This window comes from Streptomyces sp. SBT349 (genome assembly GCF_001083795.1).
Lineage (GTDB): Bacteria > Actinomycetota > Actinomycetes > Streptomycetales > Streptomycetaceae > Streptomyces.
In genome coordinates this window covers 1-25820 of the sequence record NZ_LAVK01000075.1, presented here as the reverse complement: position 1 = coordinate 25820, position 25820 = coordinate 1, and the positions used below count along the sequence as shown (strand labels likewise).

General features: G+C 73.6%; 21 protein-coding genes and 1 pseudogene. 10 read left to right on the top strand and 12 right to left on the bottom strand.

The genetic code is table 11. The features are described 5' to 3' along the window. Window positions 1-726: DUF3152 domain-containing protein (locus ADY01_RS12225; RefSeq protein ID WP_107081712.1), on the top strand; the 726-nt coding region annotated here is incomplete at its 5' end. A gap of 75 nt (window positions 727-801) precedes the next feature. Here ADY01_RS12225 and ADY01_RS12220 read toward each other — a convergent pair. The 3 genes from ADY01_RS12220 to ADY01_RS12210 form a co-directional block, all read right to left on the bottom strand. Then, window positions 802-1197, bottom strand: a complete 396-nt coding sequence (locus tag ADY01_RS12220; RefSeq protein ID WP_049570610.1) for a DUF2752 domain-containing protein — start codon at window positions 1195-1197, stop codon at window positions 802-804. Between the two features lie 8 nt (window positions 1198-1205). Further along, entirely contained in the window at window positions 1206-1658 is a 453-nt protein-coding gene (locus ADY01_RS12215) for a TM2 domain-containing protein (protein ID WP_049570607.1), read from the bottom strand. Between the two features lie 168 nt (window positions 1659-1826). Beyond that, complete coding sequence (locus ADY01_RS12210) at window positions 1827-2609, bottom strand: aminoglycoside phosphotransferase family protein (RefSeq protein WP_049570605.1); 783 nt, start codon at window positions 2607-2609, stop codon at window positions 1827-1829. A 59-nt stretch (window positions 2610-2668) separates the two neighbouring features. Between ADY01_RS12210 and ADY01_RS12205 the strand changes: the two genes are divergently transcribed. After that, window positions 2669-5614, top strand: coding sequence for a UvrD-helicase domain-containing protein (locus ADY01_RS12205; RefSeq protein ID WP_063784201.1), 2946 nt, complete (start codon window positions 2669-2671; stop codon window positions 5612-5614). Window positions 5615-5709: 95 nt separating this feature from the next. Here ADY01_RS12205 and ADY01_RS12200 read toward each other — a convergent pair whose 3' ends face one another. From ADY01_RS12200 to ADY01_RS12185, 4 genes are all read right to left on the bottom strand, one after another. Continuing rightward, entirely contained in the window at window positions 5710-6204 is a 495-nt protein-coding gene (locus ADY01_RS12200; protein ID WP_049570598.1) for a beta-class carbonic anhydrase, read from the bottom strand. Window positions 6205-6308: 104 nt separating this feature from the next. Next, a complete protein-coding gene (locus ADY01_RS12195) occupies window positions 6309-7166 on the bottom strand; it encodes a carbohydrate ABC transporter permease (RefSeq protein ID WP_049570595.1) in 858 nt (285 codons plus the stop codon). Then, on the bottom strand, window positions 7163-8071 hold the full coding sequence (locus tag ADY01_RS12190; RefSeq protein WP_049570594.1) for a carbohydrate ABC transporter permease: 909 nt from the start codon (window positions 8069-8071) through the stop codon (window positions 7163-7165). Before ADY01_RS12190 ends, ADY01_RS12195 begins: the two co-directional genes overlap by 4 nt. Before the next feature lie 38 nt (window positions 8072-8109). Continuing rightward, on the bottom strand, window positions 8110-9417 hold the full coding sequence (locus ADY01_RS12185) for an ABC transporter substrate-binding protein (protein WP_049570592.1): 1308 nt from the start codon (window positions 9415-9417) through the stop codon (window positions 8110-8112). A gap of 139 nt (window positions 9418-9556) precedes the next feature. Between ADY01_RS12185 and ADY01_RS12180 the strand changes: the two genes are divergently transcribed. The 3 genes and pseudogenes from ADY01_RS12180 to ADY01_RS41540 all read left to right on the top strand — a co-directional run bounded on the left by ADY01_RS12180 (window position 9557) and on the right by ADY01_RS41540 (window position 11719). Further along, the gene (locus tag ADY01_RS12180) at window positions 9557-10690 is read left to right on the top strand and encodes a substrate-binding domain-containing protein (protein WP_049570587.1); all 1134 of its coding nucleotides are present in this window, start codon (window positions 9557-9559) and stop codon (window positions 10688-10690) included. A 122-nt stretch (window positions 10691-10812) separates the two neighbouring features. Next, window positions 10813-11382, top strand: a pseudogene (locus ADY01_RS41545) (NAD(P)-binding domain-containing protein); the annotation flags it as partial. 85 nt (window positions 11383-11467) lie between these two features. Then, complete coding sequence (locus tag ADY01_RS41540) at window positions 11468-11719, top strand: hypothetical protein (protein WP_324612910.1); 252 nt, start codon at window positions 11468-11470, stop codon at window positions 11717-11719. 38 nt (window positions 11720-11757) lie between these two features. Here ADY01_RS41540 and ADY01_RS12170 read toward each other — a convergent pair whose 3' ends face one another. Further along, window positions 11758-12876, bottom strand: a complete 1119-nt coding sequence (locus ADY01_RS12170) for an ADP-ribosylglycohydrolase family protein (RefSeq protein WP_049570584.1) — start codon at window positions 12874-12876, stop codon at window positions 11758-11760. Next, window positions 12873-15524, bottom strand: a complete 2652-nt coding sequence (locus ADY01_RS12165; protein WP_049570582.1) for a bifunctional FO biosynthesis protein CofGH — start codon at window positions 15522-15524, stop codon at window positions 12873-12875. Before ADY01_RS12165 ends, ADY01_RS12170 begins: the two co-directional genes overlap by 4 nt. 35 nt (window positions 15525-15559) lie before the next feature. Here ADY01_RS12165 and ADY01_RS12160 point away from each other — a divergent pair, with 35 nt between their 5' ends. The 4 genes from ADY01_RS12160 (at window position 15560) to ADY01_RS39080 (ending at window position 20912) form a co-directional block, all read left to right on the top strand. Beyond that, complete coding sequence (locus tag ADY01_RS12160) at window positions 15560-17041, top strand: CehA/McbA family metallohydrolase (RefSeq protein ID WP_199826217.1); 1482 nt, start codon at window positions 15560-15562, stop codon at window positions 17039-17041. A gap of 47 nt (window positions 17042-17088) precedes the next feature. Beyond that, the gene (locus ADY01_RS12155) at window positions 17089-20019 is read left to right on the top strand and encodes an AfsR/SARP family transcriptional regulator (RefSeq protein WP_049570577.1); all 2931 of its coding nucleotides are present in this window, start codon (window positions 17089-17091) and stop codon (window positions 20017-20019) included. 174 nt (window positions 20020-20193) lie between these two features. Then, window positions 20194-20628, top strand: a complete 435-nt coding sequence (locus ADY01_RS12150) for a hypothetical protein (protein WP_049570576.1) — start codon at window positions 20194-20196, stop codon at window positions 20626-20628. Between the two features lie 134 nt (window positions 20629-20762). Further along, complete coding sequence (locus ADY01_RS39080; RefSeq protein WP_159001167.1) at window positions 20763-20912, top strand: hypothetical protein; 150 nt, start codon at window positions 20763-20765, stop codon at window positions 20910-20912. 322 nt (window positions 20913-21234) lie between these two features. On the opposite strand, the gene ADY01_RS12145 is transcribed toward ADY01_RS39080, so the two are convergent. Together ADY01_RS12145 and ADY01_RS12140 are read right to left on the bottom strand one after the other, a co-directional pair. Continuing rightward, window positions 21235-21819 (bottom strand): alpha/beta hydrolase, encoded by a 585-nt coding sequence (locus ADY01_RS12145; protein WP_049570575.1) that lies wholly within the window; start codon window positions 21817-21819, stop codon window positions 21235-21237. Between the two features lie 18 nt (window positions 21820-21837). Beyond that, window positions 21838-23652, bottom strand: a complete 1815-nt coding sequence (locus tag ADY01_RS12140) for an endonuclease/exonuclease/phosphatase family protein (protein ID WP_049570571.1) — start codon at window positions 23650-23652, stop codon at window positions 21838-21840. Between the two features lie 122 nt (window positions 23653-23774). On the opposite strand from ADY01_RS12140, the gene ADY01_RS12135 reads away from it, so the two are divergent. Further along, window positions 23775-24326 carry a hypothetical protein gene (locus ADY01_RS12135; protein WP_053170749.1) on the top strand — a complete coding sequence of 184 codons (552 nt, stop codon included), beginning with the start codon at window positions 23775-23777 and terminating at the stop codon, window positions 24324-24326. A gap of 257 nt (window positions 24327-24583) precedes the next feature. Here the strand turns inward: ADY01_RS12135 and ADY01_RS12130 are convergent. Next, window positions 24584-25820, bottom strand: a 1237-nt coding sequence (locus ADY01_RS12130; protein WP_049570568.1) for a PQQ-binding-like beta-propeller repeat protein, incomplete at its 5' end; no start/stop codon positions are given.

Below are 25820 nucleotides of genomic sequence, written 5' to 3'. Positions count from 1 at the left end.
GCCGCGCACGGGGCCCCCGCGCACGGCCCCGAGCCCGCGCCGCAGCCCGTTCCCGAGCCCGTTCCCGAGCCCGTTCCCGAGGAGGAGCCGCCGCCGGAGCCGGGGTTCGAGGAACTCCTGGCCACCGGGGACGCCGTGGACCCGGGGCTGACCGGGCCCGGCACCCTGACGCCGGTGGGCGGGAGCGACCCGCCCGCGGAACCGGACGCGGCGACGGTCCTGCGGTACCGGGTGGACGTCGAGGAGGGGCTGCCGATCGACCCGGAGTTCTTCGCGGAGGCCGTGCACCGGACCCTCGGCGACCCGAGGAGCTGGGGCGAGCGGGGCACGCGCGCGTTCGCCCGCGTCTCGTCGGGCGACCCCGACTTCGTCGTCACGCTGGCCAGCCCGGGGACGACGGCCGACTGGTGCGCCAGGTCGGGGCTCGACACCACCGTCAGCAACGTGTCGTGCGACTCCGCGTCCACCGAGCGCGTGATGATCAACGCCTGGCGCTGGGCGCGGGGTTCGGACACCTACGGCGCCGACCTCGCCGGGTACCGGCGGATGCTGATCAACCACGAGGTGGGCCACCGCATCGGCCTGGGGCACGCGGACTGCGCGGCCGAGGGGGCGCCGGCGCCGGTGATGATGCAGCAGACGAAGTTCCTCACCAGCCCCGTGACCGGGCTGACCTGCCGCCCCAACCCGTGGCCGCACCCGGAGCGGGACGGCGCGACACCCTGAGCCGGGGCGCCGGCGGGCCGGGGGCCGGCGGGCGGCACCGGCGTCGCCGGGCCCGGCCGCACCCCTGCGACCGGGTCAGCCCACGACGTTCCGCACCACGGCCCACACCAGGGCGACGCCCAGGAGCGCGGCGACCGTTCTCCGCCCGAGCGAAGGGCGGTAACGGCGCCCGCGCAGGCCCTCGTGCAGCCAGCGTCCCCCCAGCCACAGCGCCAGGGGAACGCCGAGAAGCAGGAGGACCGCGTTGTCCTGGAACGCCGCGGCCAGGTCGCCGTGCAGAACGTCGTAGGTCATCCGGGTGCCGCCGCAGGACGGGCAGTCGAGCCCGGTGAGCCAGTTGACCGGGCAGCGCGGCAGGAACCGGCCGCCCTCATGGGGGTTGGTCCGCCACAGGTAGGCGGCACCCGCGATGCCCGCCGCCAGGGTGGCCAGCGGCAGCACGGCGGGATGTGAGCGCCCCCTGGGCTGCATGAGCGTGGTCAGCTCTTGAGCACCCGGCCGCTGGCGTCGGTGCGGTCGTTGCTCGTCAGGAAGATGATGCCGTCGATGAGCGCCCAGATGCCGAAGCCACCGCAGGTGAGGAGCTGGGCGATCGCCATGCCGGTGTGGCCGGTGTACCAGCGGCCCGCGCCGACGCCGCCCAGGAGGATCTGGAGCACGCCCGCGACGATCTTGGACTTGGGGGAGAGCGGACGGCCCATCGGGTCGTAGCCGAACGGCGCGCTGGGGTCCTGCGGGTAGCCCTGGCCGGCGTAGCCCGGCTGACCGGGCTGGCCGCCGGGCTGGCCCGGCTGCGGGTACGCCCCCGGCTGCTGGTACGCGCCGGGCTGCGGGTAGCCGTAACCACCGGGCTGCTGACCGGGCTGACCGGGCTGCGCGCCGGGAGGCTGGCTGCCCGGGGGCTGGGGCTGGTAGGGGTTCTGGTCTGACATGTCCCCCCCTAGGGGATGGGTGAGCGATGTGGGACGTTTGACCCGTCAGAACCTGACAGGCTCCGGACATACTGCCAAAGAATGCGGGCGCGGGAATCCACAGGGTTGCGCTTGTTCACTTATCCCTGGTCAGCGCCACGGCAGCGTCACACGGCCGCCTCCTGGCGTTCAGCCGAGGAGGGCGGAGGTCCACAGGGCGGAGCGGGCCTCGGCGTACGCGGCGTCCGCCTTCCAGACGGTGCCGTGGCCCTCGTTCCACAGGGTGGCCCAGGGCTGGACACCCTGCGCCGCCTGCGCCCTGAGGAAGTCGTGCATGCTCAGGCAGCGGCGGGCGAGGAGGGGGACGAGCGCGCGGCGGTCGGCCTCGTCGGTCAGGCCGTACGCGTCGGCGAAGAGGCGGAGCCGCGCGGCGGCGGCGCGGTCGGGACGGCCCAGGCCCGGGGCGGCGCTGAGGGGAACGAAGCCGTGGGCGGCGTAGGCGAGATCCCACAGGCGGGTGCCGGGACCGGCCACGTCCCAGTCGATGAACGTCCAGGTGTCGGTGGCGTCGTCGACCACCAGGTTCCACGGGGCCAGGTCGTGGTGGATGACGATCTCGGCCCCACCGGAGGGCATGAGGTTCTGCCAGCGGGCGCCGGGCGGCGGGGTGAAGTCGGCGACGGCGTCGTGGAAGGCGCGGATGAGGCGCGCGACGCGGGCGAGCCTCGCCTCGGGGTCCAGCAGCGGGAAGCGCTCGGGCCATACCGTGCGGCCCGGGGCGAACGTCAGCACCTCGCGCCCCCGTTCGTCGATCCCCAGCGGCCGGGGCGCCGCCGCGTACCCGGCCCGGTGCAGATGGTCGAGCAACGCGTGCACGGCGGGTGTCCACGGCCCGGCCGGACGCCGCACGGTGTCCCCGACCCGCACCACCCCGGCACTGGCGTTCCCGCCGCTCAACGGCTCCTCGTTCATGGGCACTCCCGCTCGGTCGGGGGACGGAGGGCACTCCGCTCTGTGGAATCATGCCGCGGGTGCGCTTCCATGCCGATCTCCATATCCACTCGAAGTACTCCCGCGCGTGCAGCAAGGACTGCGATCTGGAACATCTGGGGTGGTGGGCGCGGCGCAAGGGAATTGTGCTGGTGGGCACCGGGGACTTCACACATCCGGCGTGGTTCTCACACCTGAGGGAGAATCTGGTCCCCGCGGAGCCCGGCCTGTTCAGGCTGCGGGAGGACATGGACCGGGGCATCACCGAGCGGCTGCCCGGCTTACTCGCGGCGGCGCCGGTGCGGTTCATGCTGTCGGTGGAGATCTCCACCATCTACAAGCGGGACGGCCGCACCAGGAAAGTGCACCACCTCGTGTACATGCCGGACTTCGCGGCGGCGGAGGAGTTCAACCGCAGGCTGGGGCGGATCGGGAACATCACCTCGGACGGGCGGCCGATTCTCGGGCTGGATTCGCGGGATCTGCTGGAGATCGCGCTGGAGAGCGGCGAGGGCTCGTATCTGGTCCCGGCCCATGTGTGGACGCCGTGGTTCGCGGTGCTGGGGTCCAGGTCGGGATTCGACGCGATCGAGGACTGCTACGCCGACCTCGCCGGTCACATCTTCGCGGCGGAGACGGGGCTTTCGAGCGATCCGGCCATGAACTGGCGGGTCTCCGGGCTCGACCGCTACCGGATGGTGAGCAACTCCGACGCGCACTCGCCGCCGATGCTGGGCCGGGAGACCACCGTCTTCGACACGGAGCTCGACTACTTCGCGGTCAGGCGGACCCTGGAGACGGGTGAAGGGCACGTCGGATCCGTGGAGTTCTTCCCCGAGGAGGGGAAGTACCACGTCGACGGCCACCGCGCGTGCGGGGTGCGGATGGAACCGGCCGAGACGCGGGCGCACGCCGGGATCTGCCCGGAGTGCGGGAAGCCGCTGACGATCGGCGTGCTCAGCCGGGTGGAGGAGCTGGCCGACCGGGAGGAGCCGGTGCGCCCGGCGGGGGCGCCGGACTTCCGCAGTCTGGTGCCGCTGCCCGAGATGGTGGGCGAGATCGCCGGGGTCGGGCCGAGGAGCAAGCGGGTGCTGCGCGAGATCGACGCGCTCACGGCGGCGCTCGGGCCGGAGTTGTCCATCCTGGAGGAGGTGCCGGTGGACGACATCGCGGCGCGCTCCACGCCGCTGGGCGAGGCGGTCGCGCGGCTGCGGCGCGGCGAGGTGATCCGCGACGCGGGGTACGACGGGGAGTACGGGACCATCCGGCTGTTCGAGCCGGGGGAGCTGACGCGGAGGGCCTCGGGCGGCTCCCCGGGGCTGTTCGACGAGGAGGCGTTCGCGGTCCCGGCGGAACGGGGGCCCGCGCCGCGGCGAACGGAAGGGAGGCGGTCGGCCGTTCCCCGGCAGCGCCCCGCGGCGGAGGCGGAGGAGGAGACGGCCGAACCCCGGGTTCCCGGGCTGGACCCCGAGCAGGCGGCGGCCGTGGCGGCGGCGGAGGGCCCGTTGCTGATCATCGCCGGGCCCGGCACCGGCAAGACCCGCACCCTGACCCACCGCATCGCGCACCTGGTCACCGAGCGCGGCGTGGCGCCCGGACGGTGCCTGGCCCTCACCTTCACGCGGCGCGCCGCCGAGGAGATGCGGGAGCGCCTCACCGCCCTTGTGCCCGACCACGTCGGTGGGATCACGGTGGCGACGTTCCACTCACTGGGCCTGGCCATCCTGCGCGAGCAGCATCAACGGGCCGGGCTCGACGCGGACTTCACCATCGTGGAGGAGCTGGAGGACGGCCACCGGCCCGACCTGGTGGACCTGGACGACCTGATCGACCTGCCGCTGGCGCTGCTGGAGGGCGACCCCGGGCTGGCCGCGGCCTACCGGGAGCGGTACCGGTGGATCTCGGTGGACGAGTACCAGGACGTGGACGAACGCCAGTACCGGCTACTGCGCACGCTCGCCCCGCCGGACGGGAATCTGACGGCGATCGGCGACCCGGACCAGGCGATCTACCGGTTCAGGGGCGCCGACGTCGGGTTCTTCCTGCGGTTCGCGGAGGACTTCCCCGGCGCCCGCACCGTCGGCCTGACCCGCAACTACCGCTCCAGCGCACGCGTGCTGACGGCGGCCCAGCAGGTCATCGCGCCCTCGACGCTGGTCGCCGACCGGGTGCTGCGCCCGCTGGGAGACCACGGCGACGCGCGGGTGGGGGTGCACGCGGCCCGGAGCGAGGCGGCGGAGGCGACGTTCGTGGCGCGGACGGTGGAGGAGCTGATCGGCGGCGCCGCGTTCCATGCCCGGGACAGCGGGTGGGTGGACTCGGACGGGGAAGAGGGCCTGGGCTTCTCGGACTTCGCGGTGCTCTACCGGACGGACCGGCAGGCGGCGGCGGTGGTCGAGGCGCTGGGACGGGCGGGGCTGCCGTTCCAGAAGCGCTCGCACGACCGGCTCGGCGACCGGCCCGGGGTGGCGCGGGTGGTGGAGGCGCTGGCCGCGGGAGGGGAGCTGGCGGCGCTGCGCCGGGACGCCGACGCCGAACTCGCGGGCGCCGCCGAGCTGCTGGCGCCGCTGGCCGAACGGTGCGGGGGCGACCTGGCGCGGTTCCGCGACGCGTTGGCGCTCGGCGTCGAGGTGGACAGCTGGGATCCGAGGGCCGACCGGATCTCGCTGCTGACGCTGCACGCGGCCAAGGGCCTGGAATTCCCCGTGGTGTTCGTGGTCGGCTGCGAGGACGGGCTGCTCCCGATGCGCTGGCCGGGCGCGGAGGACGACCGGGAGGCGGTGGACGAGGAGCGGCGGCTGCTGTTCGTCGGCATGACGCGGGCGCAACGGCGGCTGTATCTGTGCCACGCCGCGGAGCGGTTCCGGCACGGTGCCGTGCGCGGCGCCCGGCGGTCGCCGTTCCTGGACGTGCTGAGGGACACCGAGCGGGCCGGGGCGACGGTGCCGCGTCAGCGGTCACGGGATACTCAGCTGCGGCTGCTCTGAGAGTCCCGTGCGGGGCTTGGTGGTGGGGCCGCTTCCACGCCTGGCGTGGAAGCCGCGACCCCAGCCACCCACCAACGGCCCGGCGAAGCGCAGCGCTACGCGTCGAGCACCTCCAGCAACTCACCCGTCTCCACATCGAACACGAATCCGCGAATCGTATCCGTGCTCGGGATAAAGGGATTGACCTTGATTCTGCGGATGGACTGGAGCACGTCCTCATCGGCCTCGGGAAATGCCTCGACCGCCCAGTCGGGGCGTATTCCCGTCTCCGCCACGATCTCCGCCTTGAACGTGTCGTCCGTGAAGGTCGTCATGCCGCAGTCGGTGTGGTGGATGAGCAGGATGTCCGTGGTGGCCAGCTTGCGCTGGCTGATGACCAGCGAGCGGATCACGTCGTCCGTGACCACGCCCCCCGCGTTGCGGATGACATGCGCCTCTCCCTCCTTGAGGCCGAGAATGGCATAGATGTCGAGACGGGCGTCCATGCAAGCGACGACCGCGAGGCGTCGGCTGGGCGGAACGCTCAGCGGTCCGGCGAAGGACACCCGGTAGCGCTCGTTGTTGTCGAGTAGCTCGTCCGTGGCAGACATGCCCGCAGAGTAGGTGCGGAATCGGCGGGCACGAAAGACCGCCACTCTTCTTCACGCCGAGGAACTCCGCGTCAATCCGCGTCCATCTGCCTTCATTGAAATCATCACTTGATTCCGCCCTCGGCGAGTCCGGCCCTCCACCTGCGCTGCAAGGGGATGAAGAGGAGGATGAGAGGGATGGTGGCGACGGCGGACCCGACGACGACGAGCCGCGTGTACTCCGGGTTCTGGCTGATGGCGGAGCTCCACGTGAAGAGGCCCTGTCCGATGGTGAAAAGGTCGTTGTCGGTGACCATGACCAGCGGCAGGAAGAAGTTGTTCCAGATGGCGATGAACTGGAAGAGGAAGATCGTCAGCGCGCCGGGCCCCATCATCCGCAGGCCGACGGAGAAGAAGGTGCGGATCTCCCCGGCCCCGTCGATCCGCGCCGCCTCCAGCATCTCGTCGGGTATCGCGCCCGAGGAGTACGCGCGGGCCAGATAGACGCCGAACGGATTCACCATGACGGGAATGAGGACCGACCAGAACGTATCGGTCATCTGTATCTCGGACATCATGAGGTACAGCGGCACCACGATCGCCGTGTGCGGGATCAGCACGCCCGCAATCACCAGCGCGTACCATTTCTCCCGCCCCCGGAAGGCGAATTTGTCGAAGGCATATCCCGCCGCCACCGACAGCAGCGTGGCCACGGCCGCGCCGATGATCGCGTACAGCGCCGTATTCAGGATCCAGCGCGCGAAACGGCCGTTGTCCTGAGCGAAGAGATCGCGGATGTTGTCGAAAACATGCATCCCAGCCGAGGGCGAGAAGCCGTTGCTGCTGTAGAGCTCGGGCAGCGTCTTGGTGACGCCGAAGACCATCCAGATCAGCGGCATCAGCGTGTAGAGGGCCGCGATCGCGCACAGGGTGGTGGCGGTGGCCCGGCCGGCCCACCATGCCTGCTGCTGCTTCTGCTTCATCGAAGCGTCCTCCGGTTGGCGAGCTTGGTGACGACGAAGGAGAGGACACCGGCCAGCACGGCGATCAGCACGGAGACGGTGGCGGCGTAGTGGTAGTCGTTGGCGTTGAACGCGGCCTGGTAGGCGAGCATGTTGGGCGTCCAGGTCGTGGTCACCGAGCTGAGTCCTGAGGCTTGGACGATCATGGTCTCGGTGAACAGCTGGAGCGAGCCGATGATGGTGAACAGCGCCGCGACGAACACGGCCGCGCGCACCTGCGGCAGCTTCACGTTGAGCGCGGTGCGCATCTCGCCCGCGCCGTCGATGCGGGCGGCCTCGACGGTGGTGCGCGGGACGGCCTGGAGGGCCACGTAGATCAGCACGATGTTGAAGCCGAGGGACTGCCAGACGGCGACGTTGACCAGCGAGAGCATGACGGTGTTCCCGCCGAGGAAGTCGACCTCGGCGCCCAGCGAGTCCAGCGCGTCGATGACCGGGCTCAGGCCCGGGGTGTAGAGGTACACCCAGACGATGGCGGCGATCAGGCCCGGCACGATGTGCGGCAGGAACAGCACGGTGTTGAAGAAGCGGCGGGCCACGGTGAGGGTGCTGTCGAGCAGCAGCGCGAGCCCGGCCGAGAGCACGACCAGCAGCGGGACGTAGATCAGGCCGTAGAGCAGCACCCGCCCGGTGCCCCGGAGGAACACCTCGTCGGTGAGGGCGCGCGTGTAGTTGTCGATCCCGGCGAAGACCTTGGTCGGCCCCTCCCAGCCGATGCCGTCGAAGCTGTCGCGGAACAGGCTGAGGCCGACCGCGTAGGCCATGGGCGCCAGGTAGGTGAAGAAGAAGAGGAGGAAGAACGGTCCGAGCAGCAGCAGGACGCCGTTGCGGCGCTCGCGTGCTCTGGCCGTGGTGAGGGATGCCATGTGAGGTGTCCGTCCCTGGGTGGCGTGGTCGGGGGCGCTCAGTCGCGGATGTCGAAGCCGCGCTGGCGGAGCTGGTCGACGGTGGAGTCCTGCCAGCGGCGCAGGGCCTCCACCAGGCCGCCCGGGCTCCCGGCCAGCGCGGTGGTCTCGTCGGTGAGGCGGCTGAAGCCCTCGGCCATGGACGGGCCCCACTCCCAGGAGGGGTCCACGGTGGCGGCCGCGGCACGGGCGACCTCGGGCAGGTTCATGCCCTCGACATAGGGGTTGGCCTCCTCGGTGACCTGGCCCCAGGTCTCGGTGAGGGTGGTGTTCGCCGGGAACGCCGTGGAGACGGGCGCGGCGGCGGCGATCGCGTCGGGCGAGGTGGAGACCCAGCGGGCGAACTCCATGGCCGCCTCCGGGTTGGGGGCGCCCTCCGGCAGGGCCATGGTGGAGCCGCCGTAGTTCCCCGAGGCGGGCTCGTCCCAGGAGGGCAGGGGCACGACGCCCCAGGTCCCGGCCAGTTCGGGAACGAAGCGGGAGATGTTCGCGGCGGACCAGGGGGCGCCGATGAGGCTGAGCGAACGGCCCTGCTGGAGGTCGGTGACGTGCTTCTCGGCGTACAGCGGCTCGTTGATGACCAGCCCCTCGGCGATCATCTCGTCCCAGTACCTGGCGACGTCGAGGCCCGCCTCGTCGTCGGTGTGGACCTGCCAGGTGCCGGACGAGGTGTCGAACCACTCGGCGCCGCCCTGCCAGGCGAGGCCGGAGAGCATGCCCGCGTCGTTGCTGGGGAAGGTGGTGAGGGCGACATCGGGGTGCTCGGCGCGCAGCTGCTCGGCGGTCGCGCGGAACTCCTCCCAGGTGGCGGGCGGTTCGAGGCCGTACTCGTCGAAGAGGTCGGCCCGGTAGAAGAGGACCTGAGGGGCGATGTCCTTGGGCAGCGAGTAGACCTCGCCGCCCAGCTCGACCTGGCGCCAGGTCCACTCCGGGTACTGGTCCGCCAGGTCGCCGACGCCGAAGTCGGTGATCGGCTGGACGACGTTCTGCGTGACGAACGTGGGGAGTTGGGGGTACTCCACGGTGACGATGTCGGGGGCCTTGCCCGCCCTGACCGCGTTGAACATCTTCGAGTACCCGCCCGAGGTGCCGGCCGGTATCAGCTCGAAGTCGACCTGGATGTCGTCATGCGTCTCGTTGAACCGGTCGACCATCTCCTGCGCGCCGGAGACCCAGGACCAGTAGGTGATGGTCACCGGCCGGTCCCCCGAGCCGCTGCCGGACAGCGAGCACGAGGCCAGCAGCACGGCCGCCGCCACGGCGGCGAGGACACGCGGCACGGCGGCGCGGTATCTGCGGTGATACACGGGGGCGGCTCCTTGAGTGACGGATGTTCCAGAACCCTGGGGGACGGGTCTGCACCAGTCAAGAGAAAAGTTCATGATCGTTCATAAGCATCATCGAACAACCATTAAGCTCAACGAACGATCGGAAGGAGATGCTGACGTGCTCGTGGAACAACGGCAGGAGCTGCTCCTGCGGGAGCTGCGCGCCACGGGGGCCGTGCTCGTGGGCGAACTCGCCGCACGCTTCGGGGTGTCGGCGGGGACGATCCGGCGCGATCTGTCGGAACTGGCGGCGCTGGGGCGGCTGACCAAGGTGCGGGGCGGGGCGATCACCGCCGTGCCGGCGGAGGAGCCGCACGCGGAGCCGCGCCCCGAACCGGAGTTCGGCGAGGGCGAGGGCGAGGGGCCGACGCTCGGGCTGCTGGTGCCCTCCGCGACGTACTACTACCCCAACGTCGTCGGCGGCGTCCGCGCGGTGCCGGCGCGGCGGGGGGCGCGGATCGTCATAGGGCTGACGGACTACGCGCCGCCGCGCGACCTCCAGCAGATCGACGAGCTGTGCTCCTCCGGCGCCTCGGGCCTGCTGATCGCCTCGGCCAGCGGCCACTACCTGCCGGACGCCACGCTGGAACGCCTCAGGTCCACGGGCGTTCCCTTCGTGCTGATGGAGCGCCACCCGGCGGATCCCTACGAGCCCTGCGAGTTCGTGGTCTCCGACCACCGGCAGGGCGCCTACCGGGCGGTGGACCACCTGCGCCGACTCGGCCACGACCGGGTGGCGCTGTATCTGACGGGTTCGCCGACCGCGCCGCTGGTGGGCGAGGGCCACGCGCACGCGGTGGAACGGCTCGGGCTCGACCCGTCGGTGCCGGTGATGGACGGGGGGCGCCCGCCGCTGGGTTCGCGCCAGGCGGCGCGCCAGTACGACTCGTTCATCGACGCGTGCCTGGACAGCGGGGCGCGCGCGGCGCTGGTCCACTCCGACCACGACGCGATCGAACTCCTGCAACGGCTGCGGGCGCGGGGGCTGCGCACGCCCGAGGACATGGCGCTGATCGCGTACGACGACGAGATCGCCGCGCTCGCGGAGGTGCGGCTGACGGCGGTGGCCCCGCCCAAGCGGCAGCTCGGCGAGCAGGCGGCCCACCTGCTGCTGGACCGCCTCACCGCGCGGACCCCGCTGGCCGCCCGCCAGGTGGTGATCCAGCCCACGCTGAAGATCCGCGACTCCTGCGGCGGGAACGGAGGCGGCGGCAACGGCGGGGGCAACGGCGGCGGCCCGGCCGCGGCGTAGCCGGTCGGCGACAGCGACGGCGACCGACAGGATCCCGACAGCGTCCCGACAGCGCCGCTCGCCACAGTGGCGTCACCCGGCGCGACCGGCCGGGGGACACCGAGGAGAGCGGGAGCCACAGCATGCCGAAGAACGAGAGCCAGGAGCGGACCGCGCCCCGTGTGAGCGTCCTCGGGCTGGGACGGATGGGAACGCCGATCGCCGCCGCGCTCCTCGCCGCGGGAGCTGCGACGACCGTGTGGAACCGCACCGCCGCCACGGCGGACGCCCTCGCCGCGCGGGGCGCCGTCCGCGCGGAGACCGCCGCGGAGGCGGTGGCCGCCGCGCCGCTGGTGGTCGTGACGCTCCTGGACCCCGGCACGGTGCGGCGCACCCTCGAACCCGCCGCCGCCGCGCTGCGCGGCCGGACCCTCGTCAACCTCACCTCGTCCACCCCCGACGAGGCGCGGGAGCTGGCGGCCTGGGCCGAGGGGCTCGGCGCCGACTACCTCGACGGCGCCATGATGGCCCTGCCGGAAACCGTCGCCACTCCCGAGGGCTTCTTCCTCTACAGCGGCTCCGAGGCCGCCTTCACCGCCCACCGGCACCACCTGGAGGTGATGGCCCCGGCCCACTTCCTCGGCGCCGACCCGGGCGCGGCGGAGATCCACGATCTGGCCCTGCTCGGCACCGGCTACGCGGCCCTCACCGGATTCCTGCACGCCACGGCGCTGCTGGACGCGGCGGGGCACCGCGCCGGAGGCGTTCGCCCCGCTGGCCGCCCGGTGGCTCCACGGCATGGCCGCCTTCCTGCCCGAACTGGCCCGCGAGGCCGGGTCGGCGGCCTACGCGGACGGGGCCTCCTCGGTCGACCTCAACCGGGCGGGCGTCGACAGCCTGCTGCGCGTCAGCGAGGACCACGGCCTCGCCACGGACGTGCACGAGCCGCTGAAGGCGCTGCTCGACGCGCGCTCGGCCGCCGGGCACGGGCGGGACAGCTTCTCCAGCGTGTTCGAACTGCTGCGGGCGCGGCGGACTCCGCGCGGGTGACCGTCCGGCCCGCGCGCGGGTGACCGCCCGGCCCGGGGTCAGGTGCGGGGGTAGCGGGTCAGCCAGATGTGGGCGGAGTCGGCGGGGCCGTGGAGGGCGGGGCCCTGGGTCATCTCCATCGCGAAGTCGTCGGCCAGCTCCAGCATCGTGGCGCGGCCCTCCAGTTCGGCCAGCCAGGCGGGGGGCAGGGCGGTCTCGCCGTGCAGGGTGCCCAGCAGGCTGCCGCAGACGGCGGCCGTGGAGTCCGAGTCGCCGCCGTGGTTCACCGAGAGCAGCAGGCCGTGGCGCATGTCCTCGGCCACCAGGGCGCAGTAGACGCCGATCGCCAGCGCCTCGTGGGCCGACCAGCCCTCGCCCAGCGACTCCACCCGCTCGGGGCTCGGCATGCCCTGCCTGACCGTGCCGACCGCCTTCTTCAGCGCCTCCGTCGTGTCCTCGTGACCCGGCCGGGTCGCCAGCTGCACCAGGGCCTTCTGCACCGACGCGTCCAGGCCCTCGCCCCGCACCAGCCCGTGCACGATCGCGGCGAACGCGCCCGCCGCCAGGATCGCCGTCGGGTGCCCGTCCGTCTGGGCCGCGCACTCCACGCCGAGCTGGAAGACGAGCTGCGGCTCCCAGCCCACCAGCAGCCCGAACGGCGCCGAACGCACCACCGCCGCGCAGGAGGAGGACTCCGGGTTCTTCGGCTTGTCCACCGTGCCCATCACCGCGTCGCCCAGGCCGCTGAGGCTCGAACGGCCGGGCGAGCGGCGCGCGTACAGCCACTCCTCGCGCGCCAGCCAGCCGTCCCCCGCCCGCCGCTCGTCGGGGCCCCACTCGTGCTGGGTGGTGAACCACCGCCGGTACGCGGCGTGCACGTCCGTCGGCGGGTGCCACGCGCCGGTGTCGCGCCGGACATGCGCGCGGATCAGGCCGTCCACCGTGAACATCGTCAGCTGCGTGTCGTCCGTGATCGCGCCGCGCCGCCCGTAGGCGGGAACGTAGTCGTCCGCGCCGTCCGGGCCGTGCTGCTCCCTGATCTCGTCCAGCGAGGCGAACTCCACGGCCGCGCCCAGCGCGTCGCCGATCGCCCCGCCCAGCAGGCAGCCCCGCACCCGGCTGCGGAAGTCCTGCTGCTCCGCGCGCCCCCACAGCGCCCCGCCCACCGGCGCCGTCACGCCTCGGCCCCCGAGGACACCACCGACGGCAGCACGGGAAGCAGCTCCGGCAGGCGGCCGTCGGCGGCCATGGCCCGTTCCACCCGCTCGGGCGGTACCTCGCCGTAGGTGGTGGTCCGCAGCCGCGAGGGGCGGCCCGCGGCCTCGGCGATGGCCCGCAGCCCGGCCACCGAACGGTACGAGCCGTACGCCGACCCGGCCATGCGCGAGATCGTCTCCTCCATCAGCGTGCCGCCCAGGTCGTTGGCGCCCGAGCGCAGCATCTCGGCCGCGCCCTCGGCGCCCAGCTTGACCCAGCTGGTCTGGATGTTGGTGATGTGCGGGTGGAGCAGCAGGCGGGCCATGGCGGTCACCGCGCGGTTCTCGCGGGGGGTCGGCCCGGGGCGGGCGATCCCGGCCAGGTAGACCGGCGCGTTGGTGTGGACGAACGGCAGCGTGACGAACTCGGTGAACCCGGCCACGCCCTTCTCCTCGTTCCCGCGCTGGATCGCGGCCAGCGTCCTGAAGTGGCCCAGCCAGTGGCGCGGCTGGTCGACATGGCCGTACATCATGGTCGAGGAGGAGCGCAGGCCGAGCTCGTGCGCCGTGCTCACCACCTCGATCCAGGTGTCGGCCGGGAGCTTGCCCCGGGTGAGCACCCAGCGGACCTCGTCGTCCAGGATCTCGGCGGCCGTGCCGGGGATGGAGTCGAGCCCGGCCTCGCGCGCGGCGGTCAGCCAGTCACGGATCGACATCCCGGTCCGCGAGGCGCCGTTGACGACCTCCATCGGCGAGAACGCGTGGACGTGGATGCCGGGGACGCGCTCCTTGACCGCCTTCACGATGTCGAGGTAGGCCGAGCCGGGCAGGTCGGGGTGGATGCCGCCCTGCATGCACACCTCGACGGCGCCCACCTCCCACGCCTGCGCGGCCCGTTCGGCGACCTGGTCGAGGGAGAGGGTGTAGGCGTCGGCGTCGGTGCGGCGCTGCGCGAAGGCGCAGAAGCGGCAGCCGGTGTAGCAGACGTTGGTGAAGTTGATGTTGCGGGTGACGACGTAGGTCACCTCCTCGCCGACCACGGAAGCGCGCAGGTCGTCGGCCGTGCGGCACAGGGAGTCGAGCGCGGGCCCGTCCGCGTGGAGCAGGGCCAGCGCCTGGTCGTCGGTGAGCCGCGCCGGGTCCTCGGCGGCCACGGTCAGCGCCGCGCGGACCTCGCCGTCCAGCCGCTCGACCGGCGCCGTGCGGGGGGTGGGCACCATGCCGGGGGCGGCCTGCTCGCGCAGCGCCTCCCAGTCCCCGTACACCTCGTCGAAGTCGGCCCGCCGGTCGCCGGCGCGGCCCTCGGTGTCGATCGAACGGTGCAGGTCCGTGCGGCCGGTGGCGGTCAGCGGCACGTCCGGCTCCTGCCAGGGCAGGCCGCGCGGGATCGCGTCCTCGCGGGCGAGGCCGGTCTCCGGGTCGGCGAGCGCGGTGACGTGCGGCAGCAGCCTGGGGTCGAGCCACGGCTCGCCGCGCTTGACGAACTCCGGGTAGACGGTGAGGCGTTCGCGCAGCGTGAAGCCCGCGTCCGCGGTGCGGGCGGCCAGGTCGTCCAGGTGCGGCCAGGGGCGTTCCGGGTTGACGTGGTCGGGCGTGAGCGGCGAGACGCCGCCCCAGTCGTCGATCCCGGCGCGGATCAGCAGCGCGTACTCCTCGTCCACCAGGTTCGGCGGGGCCTGGACGCGCGCCGAGGGGCCGAGCAGCAGCCGGGTGACGGCCACGGCGGCGGCCAGCTCGGACAGTTCGGCGTCGGGCATCGCGCGCATCGCGGTGTCCGGCTTGGCCCGGAAGTTCTGCACGATGACTTCCTGGATGCCCCGGTAGGAGCGCGCGACCCGGCGCAGCGCGAAGACGGACTCGGCGCGTTCCTCGTAGGTCTCCCCGATGCCGATCAGGATGCCGGTGGTGAACGGGACGCTGGAGCGGCCCGCGTCCTCCAGCACCCGCAGCCGCACGGCGGGCTCCTTGTCGGGCGAGCCGTGGTGCGGGCCGCCGGGCTCGGACCAGAGCCGGGTGGCCGTGGTCTCCAGCATGGTGCCCATCGAGGGGGCGACCGGCTTGAGGCGCTGGAAGTCGGTCCAGGACACGACGCCGGGGTTGAGGTGGGGCAGCAGCCCGGTCTCCTCCAGCACCCGCACGGCCATCGCGCGCAGATAGGCGAGGGTGCTGTCGTAGCCCGCCGCCTCCAGCCACTCCCGCGCCTCGGGCCAGCGGTCCTCGGGGCGGTCGCCCAGGGTGAACAGCGCCTCCTTGCAGCCGAGTTCGGCACCGCGCCGCGCGATGTCCACGACCTCGTCCGCGGAGAGGAACATCCCGTGCCCCGCCGCCCGCAGCTTGCCGGGCACGGTCACGAAGGTGCAGTAGTGGCAGCGGTCCCGGCAGAGCCTGGTCAGCGGGATGAACACCTTCCTGGAGTAGGTGATCACGCCCGGACGCCCGGCGGCTTCGAGACCCGCGTCGCGCACCCGGGCCGCCGCTTCCGCGAGCCGGTCGAGGTCGGCGCCGCGCGCCTGGAGCAGCACGGCCGCCTCGCCCACGTCCAGGGCCACCCCGTCCGCGGCCCGGCGCAGGGCGCGCCGCATCGCGTTGGCCGTCGGGGCGGCCTTCGGTTCCTGCGCGCTCGTTGTCATTCCTTGAGGATAAGAGCGAGCGCGAACACCCGAACATGGTGTCGTCCGGGGCCGCGACGGGAGGCGGCGCCGCGATTACCCTGGCGCCGGTGGAATTCGCGACAGCGGCCGACGGCGCGGAGCAGACCCGCACCGTGCGCGGCCATCTGGAGACCGGCGCCCCCGACTTCGTGTACCTGCCCGTGCGGGTGCCGCGCGGCGTGCGGCGGATAGCCGTCTCGTACACCTACGACAGCCCCGCCGTGCCACCGGGCACCCACGGCAACGCGCTGGACATCGGCGTCTTCGACGAGCGGGGCACCGACCTGCCGGGCCGCGGGTTCCGCGGCTGGTCGGGCGGCGCGCGCACCGGGTTCGCGATCAGCGCCGAGGAGGCCACCCCCGGCTATCTGGCCGGGCCGGTGAACGAGGGCACCTGGCACGTGGCGCTCGGCCCCTACACCGTCGCGCCCGGGGGCCTGGACTACGAGGTCACCGTCACCCTCACCCACGGCGCGACGGGCAGCACCCCGCGCCCCGTCTACCCGCCGGAGCGCGCCGCCGGGCGCGGGCGCGCCTGGTATCGCGGCGACAGCCACCTGCACAGCGTCCACTCCGACGGGCGGCGCACGCCCGCGGAGATCGCCGCCGCCGCGCGCGCCGGGGGACTGGACTTCATCGTCACCACCGAGCACAACACCCCGGCCGGCCACCGCGCCTGGGAGGGCCTGTGGGGCGACGACCTGCTGGTGCTCTGCGGCGAGGAGGTCACCACCCGCAACGGCCACTACCTGGCGCTCGGCATCGACCCGGGCACGTTCATCGACTGGCGCTACCGCGCCCGCGACGACGCCTACGCCCGCTACGCGCGGCGGGTCCACGAGGCCGGGGGGCTCGTCGTCCCGGCGCACGCGCACGCCACCTGCATCGGCTGCTCCTGGAGGTTCGGCTTCCGCGAGGCCGACGCCGTCGAGGTGTGGAACGGGTCGTGGACCCCGGACGACGAGCTGGCGCTCGCCGGCTGGGAGAGCATGCTCCGCGCCGGCGGCTGGCTCCCCGCCATGGGCAACAGCGACTCCCACCGCGAGCCCGACCCGGTCGGCCTGCCCCAGACCGTGGTGCTCGCCGAGGACCTCTCGCGCCGCGCCATCCTGGCCGCAATCGCGTCCGGCCACAGCTATCTCGCCGAATCGTCCGCCGTGGAGCTGTCGTTCGGGGTCGGCGACGAGCACGGGCACCACGCGGGCATCGGCGAACGGCTCGACTCCCGCCCCGACGCGAGCGTCACGGCCCGTCTCACGGTGTCCGGCGTCCCGGGCGGCACCGCCCGCATCCTCTCCGACCAGGGACTCATGCGCGCCGAGCCCCTCCCGGCCGACGGCGCGGGCGAGGTCACCTGGCGGACCACCGTCCGCAACGCCGCCCACGTGCGCGCCGAGGTGCGGCACGCGCCCCCGGCGGGCGGCCTCCCCGGCGTTCCGGGGCCGATGGCCGCGATGACGAATCCGGTCTGGCTCGGGGGCGACCGGGACCGATAGACTCCAACGTTCGCCCCATACGTTGAGTTGGTAAAGCAGAGGACACCATGGCCGTTGGTGAGGGGACCACGGGGGGTCACACGCCTGCCTTGCGTTTCGCCGTGCTGGGCCCGGTCCGGGCCTGGCACGGGGAGAGACCGCTCTCACCCGGTTCCCCTCAGCAACGTGCCCTGCTCGCCGCCCTGCTGCTGCGCCGCGGCCGGACGGCCACCGCGCAGGAGCTGGTGGGCGCGCTGTGGGGCGAGGAGCCCCCGCAGCAGGCCCTGGCCGCGCTGCGGACCTATGCCTCGCGGCTGCGGCGCTCGCTGGCGCCGCGGTCCGAGGTGCTGGTCACGGAGCTCGGCGGGTACGCGCTGCGGCTCGGGCCGTTCGACGAGTTCGACCTCGACACGGTCACCAAGTTGACCGCGGCGGCCGAGAAGAGCACGGCGGCGGGTGACCTGAGGCGCGCCCACGAGCTGTACGGCAAGGCGCTGGCGCTGTGGGACGGCGAGGCGCTGGGCGGCGTGCCGGGGCCCGAGGCCGAGGTCGAGGCCGCGCGCCTGGCCGAGCAGCACCTCACCCTGCGCGAGCAGCGCCTCGACGTCGGCCTCCAGGCCGGGCTGCACACCGACTCGGTCTCCGAGCTGACCGCGCTGACCACCGGTCACCCGCTGCGGGAGCGGCTGCGCGAGCTGCTGATGGTCGCCCTCTACCGCGGCGGGCGGCAGGCCGAGGCGCTGGCCGTCTACGCGGACGCGCGCAAGCTGCTCATCGACGAGCTGGGCGTGGAGCCGCGCCCCGAGCTGTCCGACCTCCAGCAGCGCATCCTCAACGCCGACCCCTCGCTCAACCAGCCCGCCCAGCCGACAGTTTCCGCGATGCCCGCGATCCGCCCGGCCCAGCTCCCCGCGGCCGTCCCCGACTTCACCGGACGTGCCGCGTTCGTCGCGGAGCTCGGCGCCCAACTGGCGTCCGCGGGCGGCCGGGTGATGGCCGTCTCCGCGGTGGCCGGGATCGGCGGCGTCGGCAAGACCACCCTCGCGGTGCAGGTCGCGCACGCCGCCCGCGACCACTTCCCCGACGGCCAGCTCTACGTGGACCTCCAGGGCGCCGGCGCGGCCCCCTCCGACCCCGCGGCGGTACTGGGCGCGTTCCTGCGGGCGCTGGGCACCAAGGACACCGTCATACCCGACACGCTCGACGAGCGGGCGGCGCTCTACCGTTCGCTGCTGGACGGCCGCCGCGTCCTGACGCTGCTGGACAACGCCCGCGACGCCGCCCAGGTGCGGCACCTGCTGCCCGGCACGCCCGGGTGCGCCACGCTGATCACCAGCCGGGTGCGGATGGTGGACCTGGCCGGCGCGCACCTCGTGGACCTGGACGTGATGAGCCCCGAGGAGGCGCTGACCCTCTTCACCCGCATCGTCGGACCCGAGCGGGTCAACGCCGAGCGCGACGCCGCCATGGACGTCGTCGCCGCCTGCGGCTTCCTGCCGCTGGCCATCCGCATCGCCGCCTCCCGCCTGGCCACGCGCCGCACCTGGACGGTCTCCGCGCTGGCACGCAAGCTGAGCGACGAGCGGCGGCGCCTGGACGAGCTCCAGGCGGGCGACCAGGCCGTCAAGGCCACCTTCGAGCTGGGCTACGGCCAGCTCGAAGGCGAACAGGCCAGGACCTTCCGCCTGCTGGGCCTGGCCGACGGCCCCGACATCTCCCTCCAGGCCGCCGCCGCGCTGCTGGACCGCGACCTGGCCACCACCGAACACGTGCTGGAGTCGCTGGTCGACACCTCGCTGCTCGAATCCGCCGCGCCGGGCCGGTACCGGTTCCACGACCTGGTCCGCCTCTTCGCGCGGGCGTGCGCCGAGCGCGACGAGCAGCCCCCGGCGGAGCGGGACGCGGCGCTGGCCCGCCTCCTCGACTTCTACCTGGCGACCACGGCCCAGGTCTACGCCGTCCAGCGCCCCGGCGACCGCCTCCCGGACCACCTGGGCGCCAAGCCCGGCGTCGGCCTGCCCTTCCCCGACGGCGCGGCGGCCCTCGACTGGCTCTTCGCGGAGGCGGACTGCGTGCTGGCCTGCGTCAAGCAGCTCGCCGCGGGGGCGACGCGGCGCGGCTGCGCCGACGTGCTGCTCGCGGCGCGGGACCTGGACGAGTCGGGCGCCTACTCCGGCCCCTACGAGCAGGCGGCGCTCATCGCCCTGGCCGCGGCGCGACAGGCGGGGGACCCGGTGGCGGAGGGCCGCACGCGCCTGGCCCTGGCCCACGCGTACAGCCTGGCGATGCGGCTGGACGAGGCGGACGACCAGGCGCGGCAGGCGCACCTCCTCGGGCAGGAGGCCGGCGACCCCGTCCCGATGTCCATGGCGCCCAACGAGCGCGGCGGCATCGCGATCTACCAGGGCCGGTACACGGACGCCGAGGAGCACCTGAAGACCTCCCTGGCGGCCTTCCGTGACGACGGGAACGGGGCGGGCGAGGCCAGCGCGCTGAGCAACCTGTCGCGGGCCCATCTCTCCCTCGGCAAGCTGGACAGCGCGGTGCAGCTGGCCAGGGAGGCCGTCGCCCGCTACGTGGAGCTCGGTTCGGGCGTGCGCCTGGCCAACGGCCGTTACGCGCTCGGGCTCACGCTGACCCGGGTGGGCGAGCACGTCGAGGCGCTCCAGGAGCTGGAGAGCGCGCTGGCGACGTTCCGGGAGACCAGGCAGCCGCGGTGGGAGGGCCTGACCTACTTCCGCATGGCGGAGACGCGGCTCGGCATGGGAGCGCCGACCTGCGCGGCGGAGCTGGCCGAACGGGCGCTGGCGCAGCTGCGGGACATCGCGAGCGCCTGGGTCCAGGCCAATGTCCTGACGGTGCTGGGCCGGGCCCTGATGGCCATCGGGCAGCGCGGCCGGGCTCGGGCGTGCTGGGAGCAGGCGCTCGACTCCTTCGTGACACTCGGGAGTTCCGAGGCCGCGGATGTCAGGAACCTGCTGGACACGACAAGCGTCTAGTCTTCCAAGTCGCCCACTCCTGACCATTCGTCCATCAGATGTTTATCGCACGCTGACATGCTCGGGCGCACCCAACCGCCTCTTCGGGGGAGGGCGGTTGGTTCGAGGACCGGCCGTGGATTGCGGAGGAACCACGGCCGGTCCGTTCGTCCCCACACAGAGGAAGAGCGAAGCATGAGCGATGTCAAGCCGCGGAAGACGGACGAGGCCGCCGAGTCCGAGCCCGATGTCCGCCCGCTCGACAACCATGTCCAGTCCCAGCCCGACATCCGCCCCCTGGACAACCACGTCCAGTCCGGGCCCGACATCCGCCCCCTGGACAACCACGTCCAGTCCGGGCCCGACATCCGCCCGCTCGACAACCACGTCCAGTCCCAGCCCGACATCCGCCCCCTGGACAACCACGTCCAGAGCGAGCCCGACATCCGCCCGCTCGACAACCACGTCCAGTCCCAGCCCGACATCCGCCCGCTCGACAACCACGTCCAGAGCGAGCCGGAGGCCAAGCCGAACGGCCGGGCCACGAGCAACGGGAACGGCGGCAAGCACGCCGCAAAGCCTCAGGACAGCCGTGACTCCGAAGAGGCCGACGCGAAGACCACCCGCTGAACCGTCACGCCGAAGAACCGGTTGCGCCGCCTCCCCGCGTCGCGCAGCCGGTTCTTCGTGCGTGGGGCGGGGAAATCTCAAGAGATGCGGCCGTGCGCCGACGCGCGGCCGTTCCGTCACAAGGAGACCCTCATATGAGCCGATTGACCTGGGCTTTGGCCCTCTGCGCCGGAGCCGCCGCCCTGCTGGGAGCTCTCGCCTTACCCGCCACCGCCGGAGCCGGAACGGGAGCCGGGGGCGAGGTGCTGGCCGACAATCACATATGGGACGCGGATATCCACTGACGCGTCGCGGGCGGCGGCCTCATGGAGGCCGTCTGCCGTCGTTTATCAGGTGTTTATTACTGGCTGTCATGCTCTTGGTGACCGGCCGCACAGGGGTGCGCGGTTGGCCTCCCCCGGTTCCATTCGGCGGTGACGGGGGAGCCGCCGAATGGTCCGGGTGCCGGAGAACGGCTCGGGCGGCGTGGAGGGGGCGTCGTCCGGGCCGGAGCCGGCTCGGTCATACGGTCGGAGTAAGCCCGTCGGTGGGGGCCGGCGGGCTGAACCGTTTCTTCCCCCGTTCCCGCGCCGCGTACCCCGGGGCTCACGCCCGGCCCGCGCGGACTCAGCCCTTCCTGGCCCGCGTCACGCCCTCGGCGAAACGGTCCAGCGCCTCGACCAACCGTTGCAGCAGCGCCACCGAGCCCACGGCGTCGCCCGGCAGTTCGAGCGAGTGGTCCGCGTCGGCGAACTCCAGTACCTCGTGCGGGAGTTCGCGCACCGCCGCCGGGTCCCACAGCGGGTCACCCGTGCCGCCCACGAGCAGCGTCGGCGCCTTGGCGCGGGAGAGGGCGCGCACCACCGGCTCGGCGGGGAGCAGCGGGGTCAGCCACACGGCGGGCAGCGCCCGGTCGGCCGCGATGGTGGCGGCGAGGGTGCCCAGGGACTTGCCGACCAGGAGGCCGCAGCCCTCGGCCTCGATGGCGGTCACCACCTGACGTTCCACGAAGGACTGCCGCTCCCCCTCGGTGAACTGCTGGAACGTTCCCGGGATCTCCCACCACAGCTCGCGCACGTCCCAGCCGTGCTGTTCGAGCACGGCGCGGGCGTAGTGCAGCAGGGGCCGGGCCGGGGTGTAGCCGACGCCGGGCACGAGGAGGGCCGTCCTGGAGCGGGCGGGGCCCCCCGCCGAGGGTGCGTTGGAGGTCATTTCCGCAGGGTAAGCGGTTCAGTCCAGGTAGACGGTGACCACGAGCGGCCGGTGGTCGGAGGCGGTGGTGTCCTCCAGCGTGAAGTCCCCGAAGGCGACGCCCGATGCGCCGAAGATCCAGTCGACGCGGCGGGGCGGCACCGTGGCGGTGTCGCGGTCCGGGTCGCCGACGGTGTCCTGGGCGCTGTGGAAGCCGGCCTCGGTGACGCGTTCGATCTCGCGCGAGCCGGGCCGCGCGTTGAGGTCGCCCGCCAGCACGGTGGCCGGGCCGCCGTCCTCCGCCTCGCGCAGCACCCCTTCGAGCTGGCGCAGGCGCGCGTCGGGGGAGGAGCGGCCGTCGAGGTGGGTGGCGACGACGCGGACCTCCTCGCCGTCGGCGAGGCCGAGGGTGAGGGTCGCGGCGGAACGGTCCATGTCGCCGCCCGCGCGCGGCAGGTCGGTGGTGGCGGAGTCCAGGACGGGGAGGCTGGTGAGGACCAGGTTCCCGAAGTGGCGGTCGGCGGACGGCGCCCAGACGGCGGTGACGTCGAGGCGGCGCTCCAGCCAGGCCGCGAGGTCGAGGCCGCCCGCGCCGGGCCAGCCGCGGGGGACCTCCTGGAGGGCGACGACCTGCGCGTCCGAGGCGCGGATGGTGTCGAGGACCGCCTCGGGCGCCAGCTCGCCGCGCTCGTCGACGGCGGCGTGGACGTTCCACGTCATGAGCCGGTACATGCCGCCCGCGGTGTCGGTCGGCAGCGGCTCGGGGGCGGAGCGCAGGGCGCCCGCCAGCGGGGGCGCGGCCAGCAGGACCGTGGCCAGCACCACCGGCAGGAACGGCCGGCCGAACCGCGCGCCGGCCCGCTCCCGATCGGCGGCGCGGGCGGCGTACGCGGCCCCGGCGAGCAGGAGCGCGGTCAGCAGCGCGAACGCGGCGGGGGCGGTGCGCAGCTGGTACGGAACGGCCAGGAGCAGGTGGCCGAGCACGCCGCCCGCGCCCGCGAGGGCGAGGTCGGGCAGGGCGCCCTGCCCGGTGGTCAGGGGCCGCGTCCGCAGCACGCGGCGCAGCACCGAGGGCAGCGCCGCGGTCCCGGCCAGCGCGGCGATCCCCGCGAGCGGCGGCAGCAGCGTGAACGCGGCCACGGCGGCGGCCAGCGCGGCGGGGGCGGCCCACCGCGGCTGGGGGGCGCTGAGCGCGGCGACGCCGAGGACGGTGCCCGCGGCGATCCACAGGCCGGCGCCGGTGAGGCCGCCGCCGCCCTGCGCGGCGACGGCCGCGGGCGAGGCGAGGAGCAGGGCGTAGAGCGCGAGCGCGGGGCCGAGCAGCGCCAGCTCGGCGCCGCCGCCGGGGCGCGCGACCGGGGCCGGGCGCCGGTACGTGTCGGCGGCCAGCGCGCCGAGGGCCGCGGCGCAGGCGAGCGCCCAGAGCCAGCCGGTCGCGCCGCCGCGCCAGGCCGGGTCGAGCAGGTCGAACGGCAGCCGCGTCGCGACGTCGGCGCCCACGGCCAGGGCGATGGCGCGCGCGGCGCGGCCGGGGCCGTTGCCCGAGGTGGCGGCGCACCGGCGGACGGCGACGACCAGCGCCGCCACCGCCACGCCCGCCGCGACGGCCAGGACGGGGACGGTTCTGGCCCCGGGGATCTGCACGAGCAGCCGTGCCGCGCCCAGGGCGGCGAGGGCGGCGGGCAGCGCCGGGCGAGGGCCGGACCACCAGACCAGGGGCCCGGCGAGCGCCGCCGCGAGGAGCGCGGGGAGGACGGCCCAGATGGATCCGGAGGCGCCCGCGAGACGCAGCAGCTCCAGGCCGGCCAGGGTGGTCACGGCGACGGCGAGAGGCGGCGTGCGTGCGGCGTTCATGGGCCGTGAGAGTAGTGCCCGCAAGCGGGCGTCCGCCGTTCGGGGTGCGGGGGCGGCCGGAGGGACGTACCGTCGGAAGACGAGCCGGAATATGACAAAAGCCACACCGAGGGAGGCTCGATATGTGGCGTAACGTGCTTGGGTCCGCGCTCGCCGCCATTGCCGCTGCGGCGGCGATCGCCAGTGTGTTTCTCGACTGGTACGGCAGCCGCGACGGACGGCACTTCAAGTGGCCTCAGCTCTTCACGACCCAGGGCATTACCGGAGGGAATGGAAATCTGCTCACCGGGTTGTTCTTCCCGATGCTGATCGCCGCGATCATCACGGCGGCTGCGATCGTGCTGAGGTCGCGGCTCCTGATGACGCTGGCAGGACTGCTGGTGCTCGGCTTCACCATCCTGTGGATGGTGCGGCAGTACCAGGTCGCCCACAGCCTGACCGTTGGCCCCGGCGGCATGTCCTGGCCCGTCATCGGTCCGCTGGCCGGCGGCACACTGCTCCTGATCGCGGCGGCTTCGATGGAACAGCGCCATGTCGTCAGGAAGTACATGACCACCGAGGACCACCTCCAGGGCGGTGATGTCCGACACGGCCCGTGGCCGCGCAGGCATCGCGACCGGCCCGACGCCGAGGCGGAGGACCGGCCCCGCCGGAACCGCCGGGACGCGGCGTAACCCATACGCCGTTCAGCGCGACACCGCATATGAGCGCCCCCCCGCGGGGAGAACGGCGGCCCAGGCCGTCCGTCCTCCCCGCGGGATCGGCGCGTTCAGGGCACGTTCGTTCGCCGGCCGCGACGCCGGCCGGGGGCGTGGGGGTGCTCCGTCATCCAGCTGGCGTGACCGGCTGGGACCGGGCTGGGGTCGTGCTGGAACCGCGCTGCTGTGCCGCGGAGGAACTCGCCGCGGGGCGCGTGGCGGAGGCCGGGGTCTCAGCCCGGGGCCTGACGGGTGCCGCGGGCGGCGTCCAGGGCGTAGACGCAGTGGTCCCCGCTGCACGCGAAGATCATGCCGTCCGCCGCGGCCGGGGTGCCGGTGATGGCGCCGCCCGTCTCCAGCTTCCAGCTCAGCCGTCCGCTGACCGCGTCCAGCGTGTAGAGGCAGTGGTCCTCGGAGCCGAAGTGCAGCCTGCCCGCCGTGACCACGGGCGAGCCGACGATCGCGTCCCCCGCCGCGAACCGCCACCGCGGGGTGCCGCTGACCGCGTCCAGCGTGTACATCGCGCTGCCGCTGCCCAGGTGCACCAGGCCGTCGGCCACCACGACCGGCTCGACCGACTGCCTGGCCTCGGTGGCGATCCGCCAGCGGTCGTCCCCGGTCGCCGCGTCCAGCGCGTACACCGTGCCGAGGTAGTCCGTGAAGTAGAGCCCGGCCGACCTGGTGTTCTGCGACTGGTAGGCGGCGGGGCACAGGATCGCCGCGGGCGTGTCGAACCGCCACCGCTCCGCGCCCGTCGCCGCGTCGAGCGCCAGCACCCGGGAGCCGGCGCACACGTACACCACCCCGTCGTCCGTGGGCGTCACCCGCACCGGGACCCCGCCGGTCACCGACGTGTCGCCCACCGGGTACCGCCACATCTCGGCCCCGGTGCGCGCCTCCAGCACATACAGCTGACCCTCGCCCCACGTGTAGACGGCGCCGCCGTGCACCACGGGGGCCGCGTCGTGGCTCTCGAAGTCGGCCTGCGCCCCCGACATCTCCCACAGCCGCTCGCCGGTACCCGACTCCCACGCCTGGACGCCGCCGCCCCTGGTCGCGGTGATCACCGTGCCGCGGTCGGCACGCAGCGCGTAGATCCATGTGTCGGTGGGGATCCGCCAGCGGTCGGAGCCGTCCGTGGCGTCCAGCGCGTACAGGTGCGGCCCGTCGGAGGCGAGCACCCGGCCGCCGGTGACGGCCATGGAGTAGGCGACCTCGCGGGTCTTGAACTGGCGCCGCCCGCTGGCCACGTCCAGGGCGTGCATCTCCATCGACGTGACGTACAGCAGCCCGTCGCGGACGGTGGGCGAGCCCCACAGGTCGTTGTTCATCCGGAACCGCCACGGCCGCCAGCGGGCCGGATCGGCGGTGACATGTCTCTGCCCCGGATGGGCCGTGGAAGGGCTGGGGACGGGGGCGCCCGCCGCGCCGGTGGGCGGGCGGGCCCAGTCGGGCGAGTGCGGTACCAGG